Below are 19,748 nucleotides of genomic sequence, written 5' to 3' on the forward strand. Positions count from 1 at the left end.
CCAGCGGGATGCGCCACTCAAAGTTATAGAGAAGCTGCGTGTCGCCGCCGACGGGGATCAGCGTCTTCGTCAGGAGTTCGTCGGTGAAGACGAAGTTATCGAGAACGCTCTTGCGGATGAACGGGCGGGTCGTCGGCGGAGCCGCATCGTCGAGGACGGGGAGGACATTTGTCGTCTTGAGCGGATCGGGCTCGCTGGCCGCGACTGCAACGACATTCTTCGAGGTGAATCGTTGCTCGACCTCGAAAACAGGCGAGATGCCCCGGAAGTCGTAGCCGCGAATGTCATACTCGCCGCCGAGGAAGAAACGATTGAAGATGGGGATGCCGCCGACAAATGCCAGCGAGTTCGAGTTAAAGGGCTGGCCGTAAGTGCTCACATGACCGAAGCTCGCCCGCATGCCGATGACCGTTTGTTTGCCAAAGAACGTGATGGGAGCGGGACGGAAGAAGCGATACTCGATGGCCGGCTGAATCAGCTTCACATTGCCGCCGAGAAATCCTCCGCTGATTCCCAGCGAGAGCGACAGGCTTGATCCCGACGTGGGATCAATCGGGTGGTTGAGCGTGTTGTAGACAAACGAAGGAATGAGCGTGCTCGTGCGAATATCGGGTTGACGGAAGGTGACGGGGATGTCGTTATTGGGATTGTTATCCCGGTTGACCGGGGGGTCCTGAATCGAGTTGCCGCTATACGAATAGGTCAGGCCGACACGGGAGAATTGAGCCAGTCGCCACCATCGCTTGGTGAGAGTCGCCAGGGGCGTACTGGCGAAGATGCTGAAGCCGGCGGACCGATCCTTGAACAGCTCCTCCCCCCGCGCGCTCAGGGGGAAGAACCCGCCGAAAAAGCCGCCGCTGACAACTCCCAGTCCTCCTCCGAAGAAATCGAGGCTGCGGGCGAAAATACTGAAGCCGACCGAGACGTTGCGATCCAGCAGATACGGTTCGGTGAAGGAAAAGAGGAAGTAGCGCTGGCGGTTCCCCTGCGCCAGACTGAAGGTGAGCGATTCGCCGTAACCGAAGAAGTTATTGGTCGAGTATTCGATGCCGATGAAGCTGCCGCCCCATCCGCTCGCGCCGCCGGTGAATTGAATCTGATTGCGCCCCTTCTCTTTGACGTTCAGTTCGATCTCCAGCGTCCCGTCACGATCGTTAGGGCGGAAGGTGGCATTTTCATCCTTGATCTCCTCGAAAAATCCCAACTGGTTCAGCCGGAGCAGACTCTGTTTCCACAGGAACTGGTTGAAGACCTCCCCCTCGTTCACGAGCATTTCGCGGCGGAGGACCTTGTCGCGGGTCAGCGTATTCCCGGTGAAATCGAGGCGGGTGAGGGTGAACTGGCGGCCCTCTTCGATCTCGATGGTGAAGTCGGCGATGCCTTTGCCGGGGTCGTTCGGATCATCCTGAAGTTCATGGCGGGGGGTAGCCACCATCTGGATATAGCCGTTGGCCCCGTAGAGGTCTTTCAACGTCTCGTAGACTCCCTTCTGGATCACGGTGGAGCGGACGATGTCCCCGGTTTTCAATCCGATGACTTTGAGAATCTGCTCATCGGTGAACAGGCTATTGCCCTCGACATTGATCTTCCCGAAGCGGTACTGACGGCCCTCATTGAGGGGGATGACGATTTTCAATCCGCGTCGGGGCTTGCGCAACAGGGGAATGGGGATGCCCCCTCCTTGCTCGATCATCTCCACGCGCGGTTCTCCAATTTGCGCATCGAGATAGCCGTTATCCATGAGGGCGAAGAACCGCATGCGTTCCAGCGCCTTCGACAGCGCCTCCCGGTTGTAGATGTCGCGCGAGGTGAAGCGGGTGATGAAGCTCGCCTCGCGGACGAATTTCATCTCCTTGCGCAGTTTCTTATCGGAGAAAATCTTGTTTCCCTCGAACTCGATCTTCACCACCCGCACGCGCGGTCCCTCGTTGATGCGGAAGGTGACGGCCACGGCGGCCGTCGAGAGTTCCTCCACCTCAATGTCAATGGTGGAGTCGGGATGACCCTTTTCTTCAAGGAACTCTCGAAGGACGCGGCGGGCCACTTGCCCTTTGGCCGGATCCCACATGGCCTCTTTGCTCACGCCCACGCGCTTTTCGCGGAACCGCTGGAGCACATCGCTCTCCTGCGCCGACTTCAGGCCGACGAATTTGAGGTCCCGGATGATGGGATTTTCTTCCACCTCGAAGGTGACGATCTTGCCGCCTTCGGGCCCGTCCTGCGCCCAGACGCGGATCATGCGAAAGAGATTTTGGGCCCAGAGCGCTTGCAGATCGCGCTCGATCTGAGCGGGATTGAAGGGATCGCCCTTGCGCGTCTGGATATAGTAGCGAATCGAATCCGGGCTCAATCGCCGATTCCCGCGAATGACGACGTCCTCGACCAGGACCTGCGTCTGGACCTGAGCGGCTGCGCCGGGAACGGCCATCATGAACACTACTCCTGTGACGAGAGCGCCAAGGAGATGCTTCATGATCATAACCCTCACCCCATTGGAGTGGAGTCGCCCGAGTCGGCGGCGGAGTGCAGGGCCACTGTCCTGCGCCCTACCGTCAGCGCGTGAGCACGGCATCATCAGGGTTTTCGACCTCAGCCAGGCGAAACTGGAGGGATTCTCCGCCCTCCAGGTAGACTTCCACGATGGATCCCTCCACGAACCGTTTCTGGATGATGGCCTCCGAGAGGGGGTCCTCGATATATTTCTGCAGGGCGCGTCGCAACGGTCGCGCTCCGTAGGTTCGATCCGAACAGGTCTTCTGCACGATCCAGGCCTTGGCTTCGTCCGTGAGCCGCACCTCGATCCCGACATGCGCCATCGTCCGGTTCATCTGCGATACCATCAGGTCCACGATCTTCAACAAATCCTCGTCGCCCAGAGGTCGGAAGATGATGATCTCATCGAGCCGGTTGAGAAATTCCGGATTGAACGTTTGATGAACGGCGTGCATGACCTCCTCTTCGATCTTCTGCAGGGACTGTTCCGGGGAGGCCTGGAATCCCACGTGGCCGCGCTTCTGGATGAAGCGGGCTCCGATGTTCGAGGTCATGATGAAGATGGCATTGCGACAATCCACCGTGTTGCCCAGGCTGTCGGTGAGACGACCATCCTCGAATACCTGCAAGAGGATGTTGAAGATGTCGGGATGCGCCTTCTCGATTTCATCGAGCAGAACGACCGAGTAGGGATTTCGCTTGATCTTCTCGGTCAGTTGACCGCCCTCCTCGTGTCCGACATATCCCGGTGGCGAGCCGATGAGTTTGGCGACCGAGTGTTTCTCCATGAACTCGGACATATCGAAGCGAATCATCGCCCGTTCGCTGCCGAAGAGGAATTCGGCCAGACTGCGGGCGACTTCCGTTTTGCCGACGCCGGTGGGGCCGAGGAAGAGGAAACTGCCGACGGGCCGATTGGGATTCTTCAATCCCGCCCGCGACCGTCGAATCGCCCGCGCCAGCGCCGAGATGGCTTCATCCTGGCTCACCACGCGCTTGTGCAGCTCCTGCTCGATGCGGAGGAGTTTCTGTTGCTCTTCTTCCTTGATCGCTGTGACCGGGATCCCCGTCCAGCGCGAGATCACTTCCTCGATATCTTCCTTGGTCACTTCGAGGATGCAGTCGCTCTCGAAGTCCGATTCCGGCTCATCGGTGTAGAAGCGGTAGCGCGGACGGAAGAGCAGATGCCCGATGTCGGTGGGCATGCTGCGCCGTCGCCGGTCGGCTTGCATGGCCGCGTGGCGGAGCTTGACGCGAGCCCCGGCCTCGTCAATCAGGTCAATGCCTTTGTCGGGGAGAAAGCGGTCGGGAATATAGCGGTTGGAGTAGTAAACGGCGGCGCGAATGGCCTCGTCGGTGTACCGGACGTGATGATACGCCTCGTACCGCTCCTTGATCCCCATGAGGATGGCGATGGTTTCTTCTTCCGAGGGGGGCGGGACTTTGACGGCCTGGAAGCGACGTTCGAGCGAACGGTCCTTCTCGATCGTCTTGCGATATTCGGAGGGAACGGTCGCGCCGATGCATTGAATCTCGCCTCGTGACAGAGCCGGTTTGAGGATATTGGCGGCATCGAGCGAGCCCTCGGCGCTGCCGGCGCCGACGAGCGTATGCAGCTCATCAATGAAGACGATGTATTGCGTGTTCTCGATCAACTCGCGCATGATCGCTTTGAGGCGCTCCTCAAACTGGCCGCGATATTTCGTGCCCGCGACAATGAGGCTCAGATCGAGGGCCACGATCCGTTTGTTCCGCAGGAAGGGGGGCACATCTCCGGCGACGATGCGCTGCGCCAGCCCTTCCACAATCGCCGTCTTGCCCACGCCCGGCTCGCCGATCAAGCAGGGATTGTTCTTGGTCCGGCGACAGAGAATCTGGATCACCCGTTCGAGTTCGGCCTCTCGCCCGATGAGTGGATCGAGCTTACCGGCCAGCGCCATCTCCGTCAGATCCCGACTGAATTCGGCAATGTGGGGCGTCTCCTTCTTGGCCTGCTGAATGCGCTCGGCCGTGCTCGATCGAATCAGTTCATCGCGGACGTGATGGAGCCGTAGCCCGCGCTCGGCCAGCAGTTCCGCCGCCAGGGAATTTTCCTCCCGGAGCAATCCCAGCAGCAGGTGCTCCGTGCCGATGTGACGATGACCGAGGCGCTCGGATTCTTCGGCGGCATAATTCAAAATCCGCCGAGCTTCCTGACTGAGCGGAAGCTCCACCGAGGTGGAGACCTTGTCCCGGATGACGGCGCGACTTTCGATCTCCCGCCGGATAGCCTCAATGGCCGTCAACGAGCGCAGGAAGCGACTGGCCAACCCTTTGTCTTCGCGGAGCAGCCCCAGCAGAATGTGTTCCGCTTCAATCGCGCTGGCCCCCAACTGGCTGGCTTCATAGCGGGCAAAGAAGATGACGCGACGTGCCTTTTCCGTGTAGCGTTCAAACATGGCTTTTGCCGTCTCCCCTTCACTCCCTCCTGATCTGTCCGTCGCTTAAGTGTAGCACGCGATCACACCCCGACGCCAAACGTTCATTGTGGGTGACGATCACCGAGGTCAATCCCCGCTGCCGATGCAACTGCTTGAGGACGAGAAAGACGCTTTCACCAGTTCGGCTGTCGAGGTTCCCTGTGGGCTCATCGGCCAGAAGCAGGCGCGGCTGATGCACCAGGGCGCGGGCCAGAGCCACCCGTTGCTGCTCGCCCCCGGAGAGCTGCGCCGGTCGGTGAGCCGCTCGCTCCCCAAGTCCCACGCTCTCCAGCATCGCCCGTGCTCTCACCGCCGCCTCGCTTCGCGTCATGCCGCCGATCAGTAGCGGCATCATCACGTTCTCCAACGCCGTGAATTCCGGCAACAGCGCCGCAAATTGAAAGACAAATCCAACCGTCTGATTGCGATACCGGGCTAAGTCTATATCACCCTGGGAAAAGATGTCAAACTCATCGAAAAAGACCGTCCCCGACGTGGGACGATCCAGTCCCCCCAGCAGATGGAGCAAGGTTGATTTGCCCGCGCCAGAAGCTCCGACAATCGCCACGATCTCCCCGGCGGCAATCGTCAATTCCAGATCGCGCAACACATGCACGGGTGCAGGACCGCTCGTGTAAATCTTGTTGAGCCGTTCGGCACGAAGGAGGATCCGAGATCGCTCGGCCGGTGGACGGCTCATCTCCATGGGTCCCCGTGCCAGCTCACTCATACCTCAACCCCTCGACCGGATTGAGCCGCGCCGCCGATCGCGCCGGATAAATCGTGGCCACCAGACTGATCCCGATGGCAATGATCGAGACGAGCACGGCATCGCTCAACCGCAGCTTGAACGGCGCGTAGGAGATGGAAAAGATCGTCTCCGGCAAACGAATCACGTGATAGCGATCGGCCAGGGAACTGGCCGCCACCCCCAGCACCAGCCCCAGAGCCGTCCCGATCACGCCCAGCAATACTCCCTGTAGCATGAAAATCCGTTGAATGGTCACCGGTCGTGCCCCCATCGCCATGAGGATGGAAATATCCTTGGTCTTCTCCACCACCATCATCACCAGGGTCGTGATGATGTTCAGAGCCGCAATCAACACCATGAGCGTCAGGATGACCACCACCACCAGCCGCTGAATCTGCAACGCGGCGAAAACGGGTTGATTCAATTCCTGCCAATCCGTCGTGGTGTAATCGGCGCCGACGGCATCGAGGACTCGTCGGGCGATCTCTTTCACGGCATAGATGTCTTCGACCTTCATCTGGATGACGGTGACCGGATGCTCGATTCCGATCACTTCCCGGAGCGTGTCGAAGGAGACATATCCCCACGACGAATCGTATTCGTACAGGCCGGAGTGAAACAGTCCGACGATCCGCAACCGTCCCATCCGGGGCGACAGTCCCAGCGGCGTCAATCGTCCTTCGGGAGAGATGACCGTCAGGATGTCCCCCACTTTCACGCCCAGTTCCTTGGCCACCGTTTTGCCCAGGATGATGCCGGGCACCTGCCCGTCTGAGGCGCTCACGTCTTCCACGCGTCCCTCGACGAGCGTATGCCAGACCTCGTTGGCTTCTCGAGGGGCTGTCACATCCACTCCTTTGAGGATCAACCCCATCGCGCTCCCGTATCCGGAGATGAAAACGTTGTGATAGCTCGTCGGGGCCGCCGCCCGTACACCGGGGACGCGACGAACTTTCTCGATGAGCTGAGGGTAATTCTCCATCCCCTGCCCATCCTTGCGCAGGAGATTGAGGTGGGCGGTCCCGGCCAGCAGCTTGCTTTGAATATCCTGATCGAATCCGTTGACCAGGGCCAGAGCAATGATCAGCACAGCTACCCCCGCCGCGATCCCGATGATGGCAATGAGGCTGATCACCGCAATTACCGCCTGCTTGCGCCGGGCCGTGAGATAGCGCAGGGCAATCATCATCTCCAGGGGACTCGGGCGCAAAAGGTCTCGCCACGACGTGCCTGTCTGCGTTCGTTCTGTCATCTTCGCTCGCCCGGCACTAGTATACGATAGAACAAACCCGACCGTCAGCGAAGGCACAGACGCACACCGATACTCGGCATCTTGCACCGTCCCAGTGGCCTGGACCACACCGCCCCCATCAGCGCTGTCTTGGCCGCTTACAGGACCGGGAATTGCCGCTTCAAATCACTCGATACAGCCCTGTCCGGGGCAGTGCACCACATCCAATAGGGCTCCATCCAGGTGGAAGGCGTAGGGAATCAACCGCGTGACGTGGTCAGGCGGCGTTGGAGAGTGGAGGTCACGGGCTTTGACGGGGAATTGAAACCAGGAGTGTATTTTTCTCCCGGGCAGGACCACTACTATGGTGGAGACAAAGGAGCGAAGAGGTATGAGGCCGAGTGGCTGCCACTTGGGCCATCGCACAAAGAGGCGATCCATCGGTCGCCCGTATGTGGAGGATAAGGTGAGAATGAAGTACCGGATGTTTCTCGTTATTTTTGTCTTCACCCTTCTTACACCGATGACGCAGGCTCAAAGGGGTAGACCCAGTAGACCCATTCGCGGAGCTGATTTTGAAGCGGCCCTGGTTCGCTGCTCCGAGGTCACCGTGCCGACGACCCTGAGTAACTGCGGCAGCGATCCGCTCAACTGGGGAACGGCTTCGATCAACAGGCAGGGGAAAGTTCAGATCAAGATTTTCGGGGCGCAACCCAACGTCATCTATACAGCCGTTTATCGCTCTCTCGATGGTTCGACCGAACGAACGCTGAGAGAGATCCGCACCAACGCGACCGGAAACGCCAATGCGGAACTGACCGGCTTTTTCCGCTTCAACGACGTGGGTGCGGGCACCGTTGTTCTCGAACGAGAGAACCTCGATCAGTTCCTGACCGGCTTCATCATCGAGGTCCTCGAACCGGACGAAATCACTCAACCGAACCTCGAAGCCGGACTCGTCCGTTGCTCGGAGGTCAACCAACCCACAACGCTCTCCAGCTGTGGAACGGATCGGCTGCTCGAAGGTCGCGCCGAAATCGAGCAGGACGTGGGTGTTTCGGAGATCGAAGTGAGGGTGGCCGGTGCTGAACCCAACACGACCTACGATGTCATCCTCCGATCTCCCGATGCAATGACAAATGTCCCCATCGGGACGCTGACGACCGATGGTCGAGGCCTGGGCAAACTGGAAGTCGAGAACTTCTTCGCACCAGGTACGGTGGGTTCCGGCAATATCGTCCTTCAGCGCAACGGGCTCGACCAGTTCATCACCGGTTTCAAAGTCTCCCAGCAAACACGAGGAAGGAGATAGAATGTCGCGTTCGATCCGCCAACCGGTGGTTTTCGCGGAGTCGCCTGTAGGGAGGCGGATCGGCTCTCTTCCGTTTCCCACGACGGCGTATCCTCACCCCTCCGAACCCCATCCCCCCATCAGCCGGGAAAAACCTCCTGCACCGGAGGTGAGGATACGCCGCTATTGCTCCCGGCGAAAATTGCCATATCTGGGCCTGACTGAATTTATTCCGTTGGTTACTCCGAGGCGACGCCACAAGCACGGAAACACCGTTTCCCTTTCATACACTCGGGCTTAGGGGGGTGAAAATATCTCACCCGTTCACATTTGTGTAGACGGGATAATCCCATCGTCCCGCCAGGGACGAGTGACAACAGCCCATCCGTTGACCGGTGGAATCGGTGGAAAGGAATTCGTCAGCCTGTCCCGGCAGGGACGGGTCGAACATCGGCCTTCAACGCGACAACCGAGACGTCGGCACGGCCAACCTTCGACCCTCCCTGCCGGAACCTGCCCTCAGCCTGGCACTCCTCTCCCCCCGTGCCGGGGAACGTCTATCCTTCCTCACGGGGGGTAATGGCGATCCGCCTGTCCTAGAAACACCCGTGCGCGGTGTTGGCCAGGTTGCCGTCTCGAATCGTGAAGATGCGGCGTACCGAAGGCACGGTCAGGGTTGCTACACCTCTTCTCACCCCCCGGAACGTGGAGACCGTCCCTACCAGCCGGTTCCCCCCGATGTTCCGGATCAGCTCAGTGGTTCCTCGCGCCGTCACCTGCGCCCGTCCGAGCAGAATGCCGCTCGTGACGGTATCGAAGGCATAGGTCTGAGTGTCGCGCTCCACCTCCAGGCATCGCGCCGAGCCGTCATCATCGAGCGTGACAAGCCGCGCTTCATACGCTCCCACATCGCAGGGTGCTTCGAGCGTCCGCACGTTGGTCACCCCTCGCTGATCCGTCGTCACATTGTTACCCATCAGGTCGGTGCATGTCGTCACCGCATCAATCGCCGCACTGCCAGCCTGGAGCGCATGCGTCTGGGTCGGCCCGCCGTTATTGGCCAGCGGACCGAGATTCAGCCCTCCGGCCCCGGTCGAAGCCACTTGAGTGAAATCAGGATCGAGCGTTGCACAGCTCCCATCGGTGTCGAGGTTTTCTCCGTCAGCGCTGAAGTCGCCCGCGCCCGTGTCGAAGCAATTCGCCCCGCCGCCTCCGGCGCTGTTGTTGCCCACGATCGAGTTCTTGATGGTGAAGCTGGGATCGGTGCCGCCGTTGAATATCCCTCCCCCCTGGCCCGAGGTGCCGGCGTTATTGTTGGCGATGGTCACGAAACTGGCATCCACCGTCGCCCCGTTCCAGATGCCTCCACCATCGTCACCGGAGGAACCGCCGGTCTCGTTGCCCGAGATCGTGCTGTTTATGATCGTCAGCACCACATCCTCGGCGCCGAAGTTCCGGATGCCACCGCCCACGTCGTCCGCGCGATTGCCCGAGATCGTGCTGCCTTCGATCGTCATCGTGGCGCCCGATCCCCCGTTTCGGATGCCGCCACCGTTATTGGCGCTATTGCCCGAGATCGTGCTGTCGGTGATCTCCACCTCGCCGAAGTCGTTGTAGATGCCGCCGCCAGCCTGGTCCGCGTGATTGCCCGAGATCGTGCTGTTGGTGATGTCCATCACGCCGTCGTTCCAGATCCCACCGCCGTCGCCGTTCGCGCTGTTGTCCGAGATCGTGCTGTTGGTGAGCGTCACCGTGCCGAAGTTGCGGATGCCGCCGCCGTCGTCGTCCGCGCTATTGTCCGAGATCGTGCTGTTGGTGACGTCCACCGTGCCGAAGTTGTCGATGCCGCCGCCGTCGTCGTCCGCGGTATTGTCCGAGATCGTGCTGTTGGTGATCGTTATCTCGTCATCGTTGAAGATGCCACCACCATCCTCGTCCGCGGTATTGTTCGAGATCGTGCTGTTGGTGATCGTCACCGTGCCACCGTCGTCATCAATGCCACCGCCAACGCCGTCCGTGATATTGTTCGAGATCGTGCTACTCTGGATCGTCAGCGTGCCGTCGTTGAGGATGCCGCCGCCGTCCGCGTCATCGGCGCAGCCGTTTGTGACCGTCACGTTTTGCAGCGTGAGATCGCCTCCCGTCAGGACCTCGAAGATGCGGAATTCGCCCACCGCGTCCGTGCCATTGAGACTGCACGCAAGGGTCGGATCGCGCCGGATCGTCGCCCCACTACCCTGAATGGTGAGCGTCCCGGCAGACATCGCATTCTCAATATCAAGGTCATCTTCGGCTGCCGCGTCTTCGTCTCCCGGCGTACCCGAATCCTCAAGGCTCAGTGTGTAGGTCTGCCCCAATTGGAGAATGATCGTATCGTTAGCCACGCTGCCTGTGCCGCAGTCATTGCTCGCAGCGTCGTTTGCAGCCCTGATGGCTTCGCGCAATGTGCACAAACCATCACTAATCAGATTGTCTGCTGTCGAGGTGACGGTGAAAGTGGCGGCCATCACCGGGGGGACGGGCCAGGGCAAAGGGGCCAGCGTCATCGCCCAGGCCAGAAGCATCACCCCCAGGGCCCGACGCCCTCGCCTCCTTAGCCGCGCAAGCTCTGACCGAGCAGTCTTCAAAGAGTGACTTTGTCTTGTGTCTGTTCTTTTCATAGTCTCCTCCTGATAAAGGCCACGGATTTCACAGAGTCACGCCGATAGGTCTTCCTGGGTGAGAATCGGTGTGATCTGTGGGTTGGTTTTCATCGTCTGAAGCACCAGCTCCATGAAGGATCCCTCCAACAATCCCCGCGAGCGCACGCCCCGGGCGGGCCCTGTCAGCACCATGTCCACTGCAAGCGGGCGCTCACGGGGTTTTCATCGTTTCCCGTACCATCAACAATTCTTCCCGCTTGGCTGGCTTGTGCTCCTCTGCGGAGCGTCACGTTGGCTTAAGGGAATCGGTCAGAGCCTCAGCCCTGAGGAGCGTTTTCTTTCCCGCCGGGCTCCGATCGGCTCAGGGAAGCCGGGGAAAGCCTTCCCTTACCCCCCGAAGCTATTCGATGACAGCGGGACTTTAGCACGGTTCTTTTTTGGCTGTCAAGCGAAAAGTCTGCCGTCTTTCAAAGCCCTCTCAGGGAGCGCCATGTTTCCTCGTCCTGTCGGGGGACTCAAATTTCCCGGTCCGCCGGGGGATGGCATGTTCGTTGAGGGTCAGGGGTACGTTGCCGGGAGCCTGCCTCCAATGCACGCGAAATAAAACGACGCGCCTTGAAGAGGCGCAAGACCGATGGGTTCATCCCATTCGATCCCTCGCCGCAATCGTTCGGGGGCCGGGAGCGCTCGCGTGCGGCGGTCTCGCGCGTCTTCAACGCGCGGTGGATTTAATTCGTGTCCCGTTTCCCAGACGTTTCACGTCTGGCTACCTTCTCGTGGGCCGCTTGCGCGGCCCATTGCCCCTTGAACAATTGCACCTGGCGGCGCGTGTTGCAACGGGCGGTTCGTCTTCTGGGAGCGCCCGCATCGTGCGGGCCCACTGGCGCGTCTTCAACGCGCCGTTCACGTCGCGTTTTCCCGACGTTTCACGTCTGGCTACCTTCGCCGGGACCACTTGCGCGCCCAGCTTCCGGGGAGAAGAGGGTGTCGGGAATCGGCACGTTATAGCGCACCTGGAGAAGTTCAGCCGTGATGATCGGACCCAGAAGGTCGCGGATCTTGATCCGGTGTGGTGTGGCCACGCCGTCAACCAGGCGATACCGATGAAATGACCATATATGACCGGTGGCCCAGTCCGCCATTCGCCGACAGAGGTATGACGAGGGATCAAAATAGTAGTATGTCTCCTCGTCCACGAAATCGAGACACAGACCCCGGTATCCTTTAACGGGTCCCGTGCCCAGGTACCGGAGATCGTACTCATCGGCATGAGCCAGGAAGTTCGCCGGAATGATCTTGACGTCTCGCCGTATTCGCCCGACCTCCTCCGGAGACAGTTCGGCGATGATGTCTTTGTTCTCGTCAGCCGGTCGAACGATGATCCATCCTTGCTGAAGATTAACCACGCGGATGATGAGCATGCCGTCCGGGTACTCCTCCTCGATTCGGATTCGCCCGCCGCGTACCCGATAGGTTCGATTTCTCCACGCGACGAGGGGACCGTTCGGACGTTGTTCGGTATAGGCGTACTCCGCACGGAAGGAACTGATGTTTTGCAACCGCTGGAGGCCGCCATAAGCTTCACGGGCGCGATGCAGAAGGCGATGGAGTGCAGATGATGTGTTCCTGGTCATGAGTCTTCTGTTACCGTGATGGCTGCTTCAGGCCGAGAGAATAAGCGCCCGATGGAGCTGGCTGGAAGTCGTACCGCAAAAGAGCCGGGCTGTAGCTTCAACACGACCGTGGTCGCCACCGACCATTTCAGATGGCCTCCGGTCGGTACCACAATGCGGTTCCCCGGGAGCCATTGAACCCTTATCAATGGCGTGAGCATCTCGCCCGGGCGCCTGGTCAGAGGAGTTCATCCAGCGGGACGTATTCGCGTCCCTGCGACTCAGCCACCGCCGGATGCGTCACATAGCCGCGATAGGTGTTGACGCCCGCCTTCAGGCCGGGGTCAGATTTCAGAGCTGTGATCAGTCCCTGCGAGGCGAGTTTCAGCGCATAGGGCAGCGTCACATTGGTCAGAGCGAACGTGGACGTGCGAGGCACCGCTCCCGGCATGTTGGCCACGCAGTAGTGCAGTACATCATCTACGAAAAAGACGGGGTCGCTGTGAGTGGTGGGATGAGAGGTTTCCACGCATCCTCCCTGGTCCACGGCCACGTCTACAATGACGGCCCCCTTGTGCATGGAGCCCAGCATCTTCCGGGTAATCAGCTTGGGAGCGGCCGCGCCGGGAATCAGCACGGCTCCGATGACCAGGTCGGCATTCTCGATGGCGTTCCAGATGTTGTAGGAATTGGAGACCAGCGTGCGGATGCGGCTGCCGAAAATATCGTCGAGATAGCGCAATCGGTCGAGGTTCTTGTCAATGACGGTGACCTGTGCGCCCATCCCCACGGCCATTTTCACGGCATTGGTTCCCACAACGCCCGCGCCGATGACGACGGTTTTGGCCGGGAGAACGCCCGGCACACCGCCGAGCAAAACGCCGCGCCCGCCATGGATTTTTTGCAGATAAGTCGCGCCGACTTGAATGGACATGCGACCGGCGACTTCGCTCATGGGCGTCAGCAGCGGGAGTGCACCTTCGGCATTGGTTATGGTTTCATAAGCGATCCCCGTCACTTTGCGTTCGAGCATCTGGCGGGTCAACTCCGGAGCTGGCGCCAGATGGAGAAAGGTGAAGATGATCTGACCCGGTCGCATCCGGGGATACTCCGGCTCGATGGGCTCTTTGACTTTGAGGATCATGTCGGCGCGAGCCCAAAGCTCCTCGGGGTCGTCCAGGATCCGGGCCCCGGCGGCCTGATATTCTCGATCGGAAATGCCACTGCCGATTCCGGCTCCCGCCTCGATATAGACGGTGTGGCCTTCGTCGGTCAGGGCTTTGACGCCCGCCGGGACAACTCCCACCCGGTATTCGTCCGGTTTGATCTCCTTGGGAACTCCGATGATCATAACCCCTCCCCCGTCAGCGTCGGTGGGTCTCACGTCTGGACAGTGAGACTCGATACATCCACCGTATCAATTTGGGCCCGTTGGAGTGTTCCACTGTAATCCACGTAGACGGCTTTCCACTCGGTGAAGACATCGAGAGCTTGAACACCGGCCTCGCGATGGCCGTTGCCCGTATCTTTCATCCCGCCAAAGGGCAGGTGCGTCTCGGCTCCAATGGTCGGCGCATTCACATAGAAGATGCCGGTGACCATCTCGCGCATGGCGATGAAGGCTTTGTTGATGTCCCGGGTATAAATGGAGGCGGAGAGGCCGTAGCGAACGCTGTTTCCGATTTCGATGGCCTCTTCGAGCGAGCTGCAGGGAATGACCGAGACGACCGGGCCGAAAATCTCATCCTGGCAAATCACCATGTCAGAGTGACAATCGGCGAAAATCGTGGGCTCGAAGAAGTAGCCGTGCGCGTAGGGACCGCTGGTCAGGCGGCGTCCCCCGCAAACGAGTTTGGCCTTGTCCTGTTTTTGTCCGATGTAGATGTAGTGGAGAATTTTCTCCACCTGGCTGGGATTGATCACAGGTCCCATGTCGGTCGTCTCGTCCAGGCCGTTGCCGACGCGCAAGGCTTTGGCCCGTTCGACGAACTGAGCGAGGAATTTCTTGTAGACCTTCTTATGGACGATGAGGCGGCTGGATGCGGTGCACCGTTGCCCGGTTGTCCCGAATCCGCCCCAGATCGCTCCCGTCACGGCCAGATCGAGGTCGGCATCGTCCATGACGATGATGGCATTTTTGCCTCCCATTTCGAGATGACATCGCTTGAAGGAGATGGCGCAGGTTTCGGCCACCTTCCGTCCCACTTCGGTCGAGCCGGTGAAGGAAACGACTCGCACATCGGGATGCGCGACCAGCGGGGCTCCGGCATCCGGCCCGAATCCCGTCACGAGATTGACGACTCCGGGAGGGACGCCAGCCTCTTCGCAGGCTTTGACCAGGTTATAGGCCGACAGAGGCGTATCCTCGGCCGGCTTGAGCACGACCGTATTGCCGCACAGAATCGCCGGGAGCAATTTCCAGGACGGAATAGCCATGGGGAAATTCCAGGGCGTGATGAGAGCGGCAACACCCAACGGCGCTCGGAGCGACATGGCGAATTTATTGGGCAGTTCCGAGGGGGTCGTTTGCCCGTAGAGCCGACGCCCTTCCCCGGCCATGAAAAAGGCCAGGTCAATGGCTTCCTGGACATCTCCTCGCGTTTCCTTGAGGATCTTGCCCATCTCGCGCGTCATCTGGCGGGCAAATTCCTCTTTCCGCTGGATGAGCAAGTGGCCCAGCCGGTAGAGAATTTCCGCCCGTTTGGGTGCTGGGACGAGACGCCACCGATCATAGGCCTCGCGAGCGGCCGCCACAGCCCGATTGACATCTTCGCTGCCGGACCGGGGAAAGAGTCCGATGACTTCACGGGTATCGGCCGGATTGCGATTCTCAAAATATTCTCCGGTGACCGGGGGGACCCATTCTCCTCCGATGTAGTTGAAGTAGCGAGTCGGAGTCACTGCCCGAAGCGCCGGTGAGGGCTTGGCCGACCGCCCTCGCATCACAGTGGCTTTGGCTCTGGCCATGAGTGCCTCCTTCTGATCAATTTCGCGGCATTTACTTTCCTCCCGTATGCCCCGGTCACTATATTACACCCGGGCGGAGAGAGGCAAGCAGCATCATTTCGGGGTTCCGGAGCCCGGTGGAAACCCGGCCTCTGACGGGCATTCTTCTTGCCCCGCTTCGTTCAATATTTGAGAGGAGCGGCGCGACGTCGGTCCACGATCAGGGCTTTGGCCAGGCGGCTCAACAGCCCCTCTCGCTTGCGCCGCAGCAACTGGCGGCAGGCCGGGAGCTTCTGTCGCATGGCCTCTTCACCCGCACGAATGGCTTCTTCGGCCCGATCCAGTTCGTCCCAGAATATAGAGCCGACGTCGGGCGTCACGATCACATCGGCATACTCCATGAGGTAGTGCTGCGAGGTCTGCGCCATGATGGCCAGCGACTGAAAATAAAGCTGAAACACATTGGTCGGGGGAGTCGTCAAGACGGGATGGGCATTCACGTTGACGGCGATCACCCGATCCGCTCCAAGAGAAATCGCTACCAGCGTTGGCAGGTTCGCCACGATCCCTCCGTCAACGAGCATTCGGCCCGCTTCATCAATGACAGGCGTGAAAAAGCCGGGAATTGCGCAACTGGCTCGAATCGCGCGGGCCAGGTCTCCACTGGTGAAAATCCGCATCTGCCCCGTACAAATATCGGCGGCGACCACGGCCAGAGGGATTCGCAACTCTTCAAAAGTCCTGGCGGGAAAATGCTCACGGATGAAGTCCTCCATGCGAGAGCTATCGCGCCAGCCCATTTTGGAGATCGTCAGCCGACCGAGATCGTTCCACCGAACCCGCTTGGCGACCTCGATCATCTCGTTCAGAGGCACGCCGCTGGCATAGGCTCCGCCAATGAAGGCTCCGACGCTTGTCCCGGCAATGTAATCAATGGGGAAGTGAGCTTCCTCGAGGACCTTGAGCACGCCCAGGTGCGCCATTCCCTTGGCCCCGCCTCCGCCGAGGACGAGTCCGATCTTCGGTCGCTCTTTTTCCCTGGCCATCGGTGCTGGGAATAATTGTATCGGGCATTCCATTCTCAAACAAAGGAAGAGAATCTCCCCTGCTCCCGGAGCGCTCAAAAAGGCGCGAGGGACCAAGTTCCCTGACCCCACAAGGCAGCCCGGACTCAACGCCAGGCCGTTAGGATCGTCTGCCGAACATATCCATTCCCGACGGCGCGGCAGGGAAATTCCGCATCGGCAGCCCAGTTAGACCAGGAAAACATGATCCCTCGATGGGACGTGGGATCTTACCGCTCCGACAAACTTCTCCATTGAAGAATGCCGACGGTCCAGACGGTCTGGAGATCGTCTCTGGATAGCTGATCTACAGTTTGACCACGTTTTCCGCTTGCGGCCCTTTGGGTCCTTCAACTAAGTCGAATTCGACAATCTGTCCTTCCTGAAGCGACTTGTACCCCTCCTCACGAATTGCCGAGTAGTGAACAAAGACATCGGGGCGACCATCCGGCTGCTCGATGAACCCGTACCCCTTTTGGTTGTTAAACCATTTAACTCTCCCTCTCACTCTGGGCATGTTCAAAAAACCTCCTCACCAGAAAAATTCACGGGGGCGACCCAGCCCCAGCAACACCACCGAAACAGGAAAAGCCGCAGGCGCCTGCGGGACAACATCGCTACCTTGCGGCCCATCCCCGAAAGGAACCACTCCTTGCCTGCACATCATACGACCACAAACGCCGCTGGATACTATAGGAAGATCATCCTAAAGTCAAGGAAATTTTTCGGAGATCATCAGCCTCTCAGGCGCGAGCTGTCGGCGGGTGAGTTGTATCCACCACTCAAGCGGTTCAGCGCGGCCCTGGAAATTCCGCCGCCGACTGCCGGCGACCCGAACAGCCCTCCGGAAGCCGGCTCGCCTGATAGAGGAGCGAAGAGGTACAATACCGCATCTGAGAACAAACAGGAGGGACCCAGTAATGCGGATCGTGACGGTTGCCGTGGTTCTCGTTGTCTTGCTGATGATGGTTCCCTCGCCTGAAGCTGGCGGAAAGAATCAGGGGCTGGCGCCGGGAATCATCGCATACATCCATGAGGATACGGGACTGGCGGATCCAACGCGCTGGATCACCAATATTCGGCTCATGGATGCGCAAAATCCGGCGCGGCAGGTGACGCTCACAGCGTTCGACCAACCCGGAACATTGCTCGGCAAACCCGTTTGGTCGAAGGACTACACCCGGCTGGCCTTCTCGGGAAATTTCAACGCCCTGTTTAGCCTGGAATCGCACAGCATTTTCACCCTTGGTCTTGAGGGAATGAATCTCCGGCAGATGACGGGCTTTGGCGTGCTCGGTCAGCTTCCGGGGCCAACCGGGACGATCATGGGCCGCGTCGTCGCGCAATCCAATGACGGCGCGCAAGGAACATTCCCCACCTGTGTCGTCACTGCTCAGGGATCGCCCGACAGTGCGACCTGCCGCAATGATGGCACCTTTGTGTTGACCAATGTTGCTGCCGGTGCAACCTGGGTTCGGGCTCAGGCATCGGTGACCTATCCGCCGCCGCGCGGTTCGGCGCTGTCGGTTGGATTTGCTCCCATCACGGTTCAGGCGGGTCAGGTGACCAATGTGGGCACCATCACCATAAAGCCGCAAATCTCCAAATCCGTCGAACCTTCATGGTCCCGCGATGGCGCTCAGCTTGTGGTCACCAACGAGATTTCCACGACATCCCTGGTGCAAGAACCCGATCCGACGGGGCCGCCGGGATCAACACGCACCGCCTGGAAACCTCAAATCACGGGAACGCTCAGTATCTGGCGATCGGATGGCAGTTTCGTCCGAACTCTCACGGTGCCGAATCGGCCGGATTTCCGATTGGTTGGCGCGGACTGGTCTCCGGTTCAAGACCTCATCGCCTGTGCCGCCAACGGTTCGTTTGCCGGAGAATCCTTCGTTGCGCTGGTGACTCCTGACGGTGCCACCATCCGGGCGATCTATCAGGTACCGACGAATATTTTCGGACCTCTTCATCTCGTACTGCAAACGCGCTGGAGTCCGGATGGGCGCCGCCTTGCTTTCGTGCAGATGGCCGTTTCGGGTGATCTGTCGGCAGGCTGGGCGGATCTTTTTGTCATCAACGCCGATGGAACGGGCCTGCGCCAGTTGACCTCCGCTGCTCCAACTCAGTTTGTCCTCAACCCGACGTGGTCGCCCGACGGTCAGATGCTGGCCTTTGACGTCGCCGTCAGCCGCGACCTTCTGCTCACGCTCGAGCGCGGCGATCTTTACGCCATTAACGCAAGCGGGACAGGCCTGATGCGATTGACAACTGACGGGCGGAGCTTTCATCCGGCATGGGGACGGGGCGCGTTGCGTTAAGGTGCACGCCGGAAAGAGTTCTCAGAAGCCCCTTCCGCTCGACCCGGGGATGACCTCGTCGGCGAGGACGTTGCGGAGGAAGATTTATGACCTGTCGGCGATGCCGAATCAAGATGGTCGAACAAAAACGCAGCTTTCACAAGCAGCGAAAGTGGGTCTGTCCTCGTTGCGGTCGCGCACGGATGCAGCGTCAGAAGCCCAGAGTCAAACACCGGTGACATCGCCATAATGGGGCGAATGACGTGCCGGACAGGAATTGGGAGTATGAGGCCCCTCAGGTCGCATCCTGGCCAAAGCAACCGGCGCTATTTCTCGAAGGAGGTTCGAAGCCCTGAAGGGGCAAGATGTAAGCTCTCCCCGGCGCGACGCGGGCTATTGTAGGCCACCCCCCTGAGATTGTGGCTCCATCTTTTCCGGCACGTTCTTCGGGGCAATCATGTCGGCGACAATGCGGTAAGCCGCTTCGAGGGCTTCGGGGAGTTTCTCGGGAGCCCGCCCACCGGCCTCGGCCAATTCCGCTCGACCGCCGCCGCGTCCGCCGACAATCGCCGCCAGCTCTTTGATGATTTTGCCCGCGTGCAGGTGAGATGTCAGATCGCGCGAGACGCGGACGACGAGGGCGGCTTTGCCGTCCTGAATTTGACCGAGCACGACGACTCCCGACGATAGCTTGTTGAGCAATCGGTCGGCCAGCTCGCGCAGAGCGGCAGCATCAAGGTTTTCGACTTTCTCAGCCAGCACCTTGACGCCGTTTACTTCGCGCACGCGCTCCAAGGCATCGGCAACAGCCTGACCGGCCAGTTTCAGCCGCAATGTATCCACTTCTCGTCTGAGCCGGGCCAACTCCGCTTGCCACCGTTCGATCTGCGCCGGCAGTTCCTCGGGCGACGTCTTCAGCATCTCGGTCAGCCGCGCGATTTTTTCCTCGACCGAC

The 19,748-nt window shown here is 59.8% G+C and carries 14 protein-coding genes; 2 read left to right on the forward strand and 12 right to left on the reverse strand.

The window, feature by feature from the left end; translation table 11 throughout:
* The 4 genes from bamA to VNM72_05600 form a co-directional block, all read right to left on the reverse strand.
* The coding region (gene bamA / locus VNM72_05585; protein ID HXF04868.1) for an outer membrane protein assembly factor BamA at window positions 1-2,473 on the reverse strand (2,473 nt) is incomplete at its 3' end.
* A 79-nt stretch (window positions 2,474-2,552) separates the two neighbouring features.
* Window positions 2,553-4,931, reverse strand: coding sequence for an ATP-dependent Clp protease ATP-binding subunit (locus VNM72_05590; GenBank protein HXF04869.1), 2,379 nt, complete (start codon window positions 4,929-4,931; stop codon window positions 2,553-2,555).
* A gap of 19 nt (window positions 4,932-4,950) precedes the next feature.
* A complete protein-coding gene (locus tag VNM72_05595; protein HXF04870.1) occupies window positions 4,951-5,682 on the reverse strand; it encodes an ABC transporter ATP-binding protein in 732 nt (243 codons plus the stop codon).
* Complete coding sequence (locus VNM72_05600; GenBank protein ID HXF04871.1) at window positions 5,675-6,955, reverse strand: ABC transporter permease; 1,281 nt, start codon at window positions 6,953-6,955, stop codon at window positions 5,675-5,677. Before VNM72_05600 ends, VNM72_05595 begins: the two co-directional genes overlap by 8 nt.
* Window positions 6,956-7,400: 445 nt before the next feature.
* On the opposite strand from VNM72_05600, the gene VNM72_05605 reads away from it, so the two are divergent.
* Window positions 7,401-8,246, forward strand: a complete 846-nt coding sequence (locus tag VNM72_05605; protein ID HXF04872.1) for a hypothetical protein — start codon at window positions 7,401-7,403, stop codon at window positions 8,244-8,246.
* Window positions 8,247-8,821: 575 nt separating this feature from the next.
* Here the strand turns inward: VNM72_05605 and VNM72_05610 are convergent.
* The 7 genes from VNM72_05610 to VNM72_05640 form a co-directional block, all read right to left on the reverse strand.
* Complete coding sequence (locus VNM72_05610) at window positions 8,822-10,789, reverse strand: right-handed parallel beta-helix repeat-containing protein (GenBank protein HXF04873.1); 1,968 nt, start codon at window positions 10,787-10,789, stop codon at window positions 8,822-8,824.
* A gap of 132 nt (window positions 10,790-10,921) precedes the next feature.
* Window positions 10,922-11,065 carry a hypothetical protein gene (locus VNM72_05615; protein HXF04874.1) on the reverse strand — a complete coding sequence of 48 codons (144 nt, stop codon included), beginning with the start codon at window positions 11,063-11,065 and terminating at the stop codon, window positions 10,922-10,924.
* Window positions 11,066-11,793: 728 nt separating this feature from the next.
* Window positions 11,794-12,501, reverse strand: a complete 708-nt coding sequence (locus tag VNM72_05620; GenBank protein HXF04875.1) for a hypothetical protein — start codon at window positions 12,499-12,501, stop codon at window positions 11,794-11,796.
* Window positions 12,502-12,718: 217 nt separating this feature from the next.
* On the reverse strand, window positions 12,719-13,831 hold the full coding sequence (ald, locus tag VNM72_05625; protein ID HXF04876.1) for an alanine dehydrogenase: 1,113 nt from the start codon (window positions 13,829-13,831) through the stop codon (window positions 12,719-12,721).
* A 29-nt stretch (window positions 13,832-13,860) separates the two neighbouring features.
* On the reverse strand, window positions 13,861-15,423 hold the full coding sequence (locus VNM72_05630; protein HXF04877.1) for an aldehyde dehydrogenase family protein: 1,563 nt from the start codon (window positions 15,421-15,423) through the stop codon (window positions 13,861-13,863).
* Between the two features lie 185 nt (window positions 15,424-15,608).
* Window positions 15,609-16,472 carry a patatin-like phospholipase family protein gene (locus tag VNM72_05635; protein HXF04878.1) on the reverse strand — a complete coding sequence of 288 codons (864 nt, stop codon included), beginning with the start codon at window positions 16,470-16,472 and terminating at the stop codon, window positions 15,609-15,611.
* Between the two features lie 325 nt (window positions 16,473-16,797).
* Window positions 16,798-16,998: a cold shock domain-containing protein gene (locus VNM72_05640; GenBank protein HXF04879.1), complete on the reverse strand. Its 201-nt coding sequence runs from the start codon at window positions 16,996-16,998 to the stop codon at window positions 16,798-16,800.
* Between the two features lie 412 nt (window positions 16,999-17,410).
* Between VNM72_05640 and VNM72_05645 the strand changes: the two genes are divergently transcribed.
* Complete coding sequence (locus VNM72_05645) at window positions 17,411-18,814, forward strand: hypothetical protein (GenBank protein ID HXF04880.1); 1,404 nt, start codon at window positions 17,411-17,413, stop codon at window positions 18,812-18,814.
* Window positions 18,815-19,186: 372 nt separating this feature from the next.
* Here VNM72_05645 and VNM72_05650 read toward each other — a convergent pair.
* Window positions 19,187-19,748: DHHA1 domain-containing protein (locus VNM72_05650; protein ID HXF04881.1), on the reverse strand; the 562-nt coding region annotated here is incomplete at its 5' end.

Source organism: Blastocatellia bacterium, from assembly GCA_035573895.1.
Lineage (GTDB): Bacteria > Acidobacteriota > Blastocatellia > HR10 > HR10 > DATLZR01.

Excerpts from the sequence above, each read along its gene's own strand:
- VNM72_05630 (HXF04877.1), bottom strand. The coding sequence starts at position 15,423 with ATGCGAGGGCGGTCGGCCAAGCCCTCACCGGCGCTTCGGGCAGTGACT.
- VNM72_05595 (HXF04870.1), bottom strand. The coding sequence starts at position 5,682 with ATGAGTGAGCTGGCACGGGGACCCATGGAGATGAGCCGTCCACCGGCC.
- VNM72_05590 (HXF04869.1), bottom strand. The coding sequence starts at position 4,931 with ATGTTTGAACGCTACACGGAAAAGGCACGTCGCGTCATCTTCTTTGCC.
- VNM72_05620 (HXF04875.1), bottom strand. The coding sequence starts at position 12,501 with ATGACCAGGAACACATCATCTGCACTCCATCGCCTTCTGCATCGCGCC.
- VNM72_05600 (HXF04871.1), bottom strand. The coding sequence starts at position 6,955 with ATGACAGAACGAACGCAGACAGGCACGTCGTGGCGAGACCTTTTGCGC.
- VNM72_05635 (HXF04878.1), bottom strand. The coding sequence starts at position 16,472 with ATGGCCAGGGAAAAAGAGCGACCGAAGATCGGACTCGTCCTCGGCGGA.
- VNM72_05645 (HXF04880.1), top strand. The coding sequence starts at position 17,411 with ATGCGGATCGTGACGGTTGCCGTGGTTCTCGTTGTCTTGCTGATGATG.
- VNM72_05610 (HXF04873.1), bottom strand. The coding sequence starts at position 10,789 with ATGCTTCTGGCCTGGGCGATGACGCTGGCCCCTTTGCCCTGGCCCGTC.
- ald (HXF04876.1), bottom strand. The coding sequence starts at position 13,831 with ATGATCATCGGAGTTCCCAAGGAGATCAAACCGGACGAATACCGGGTG.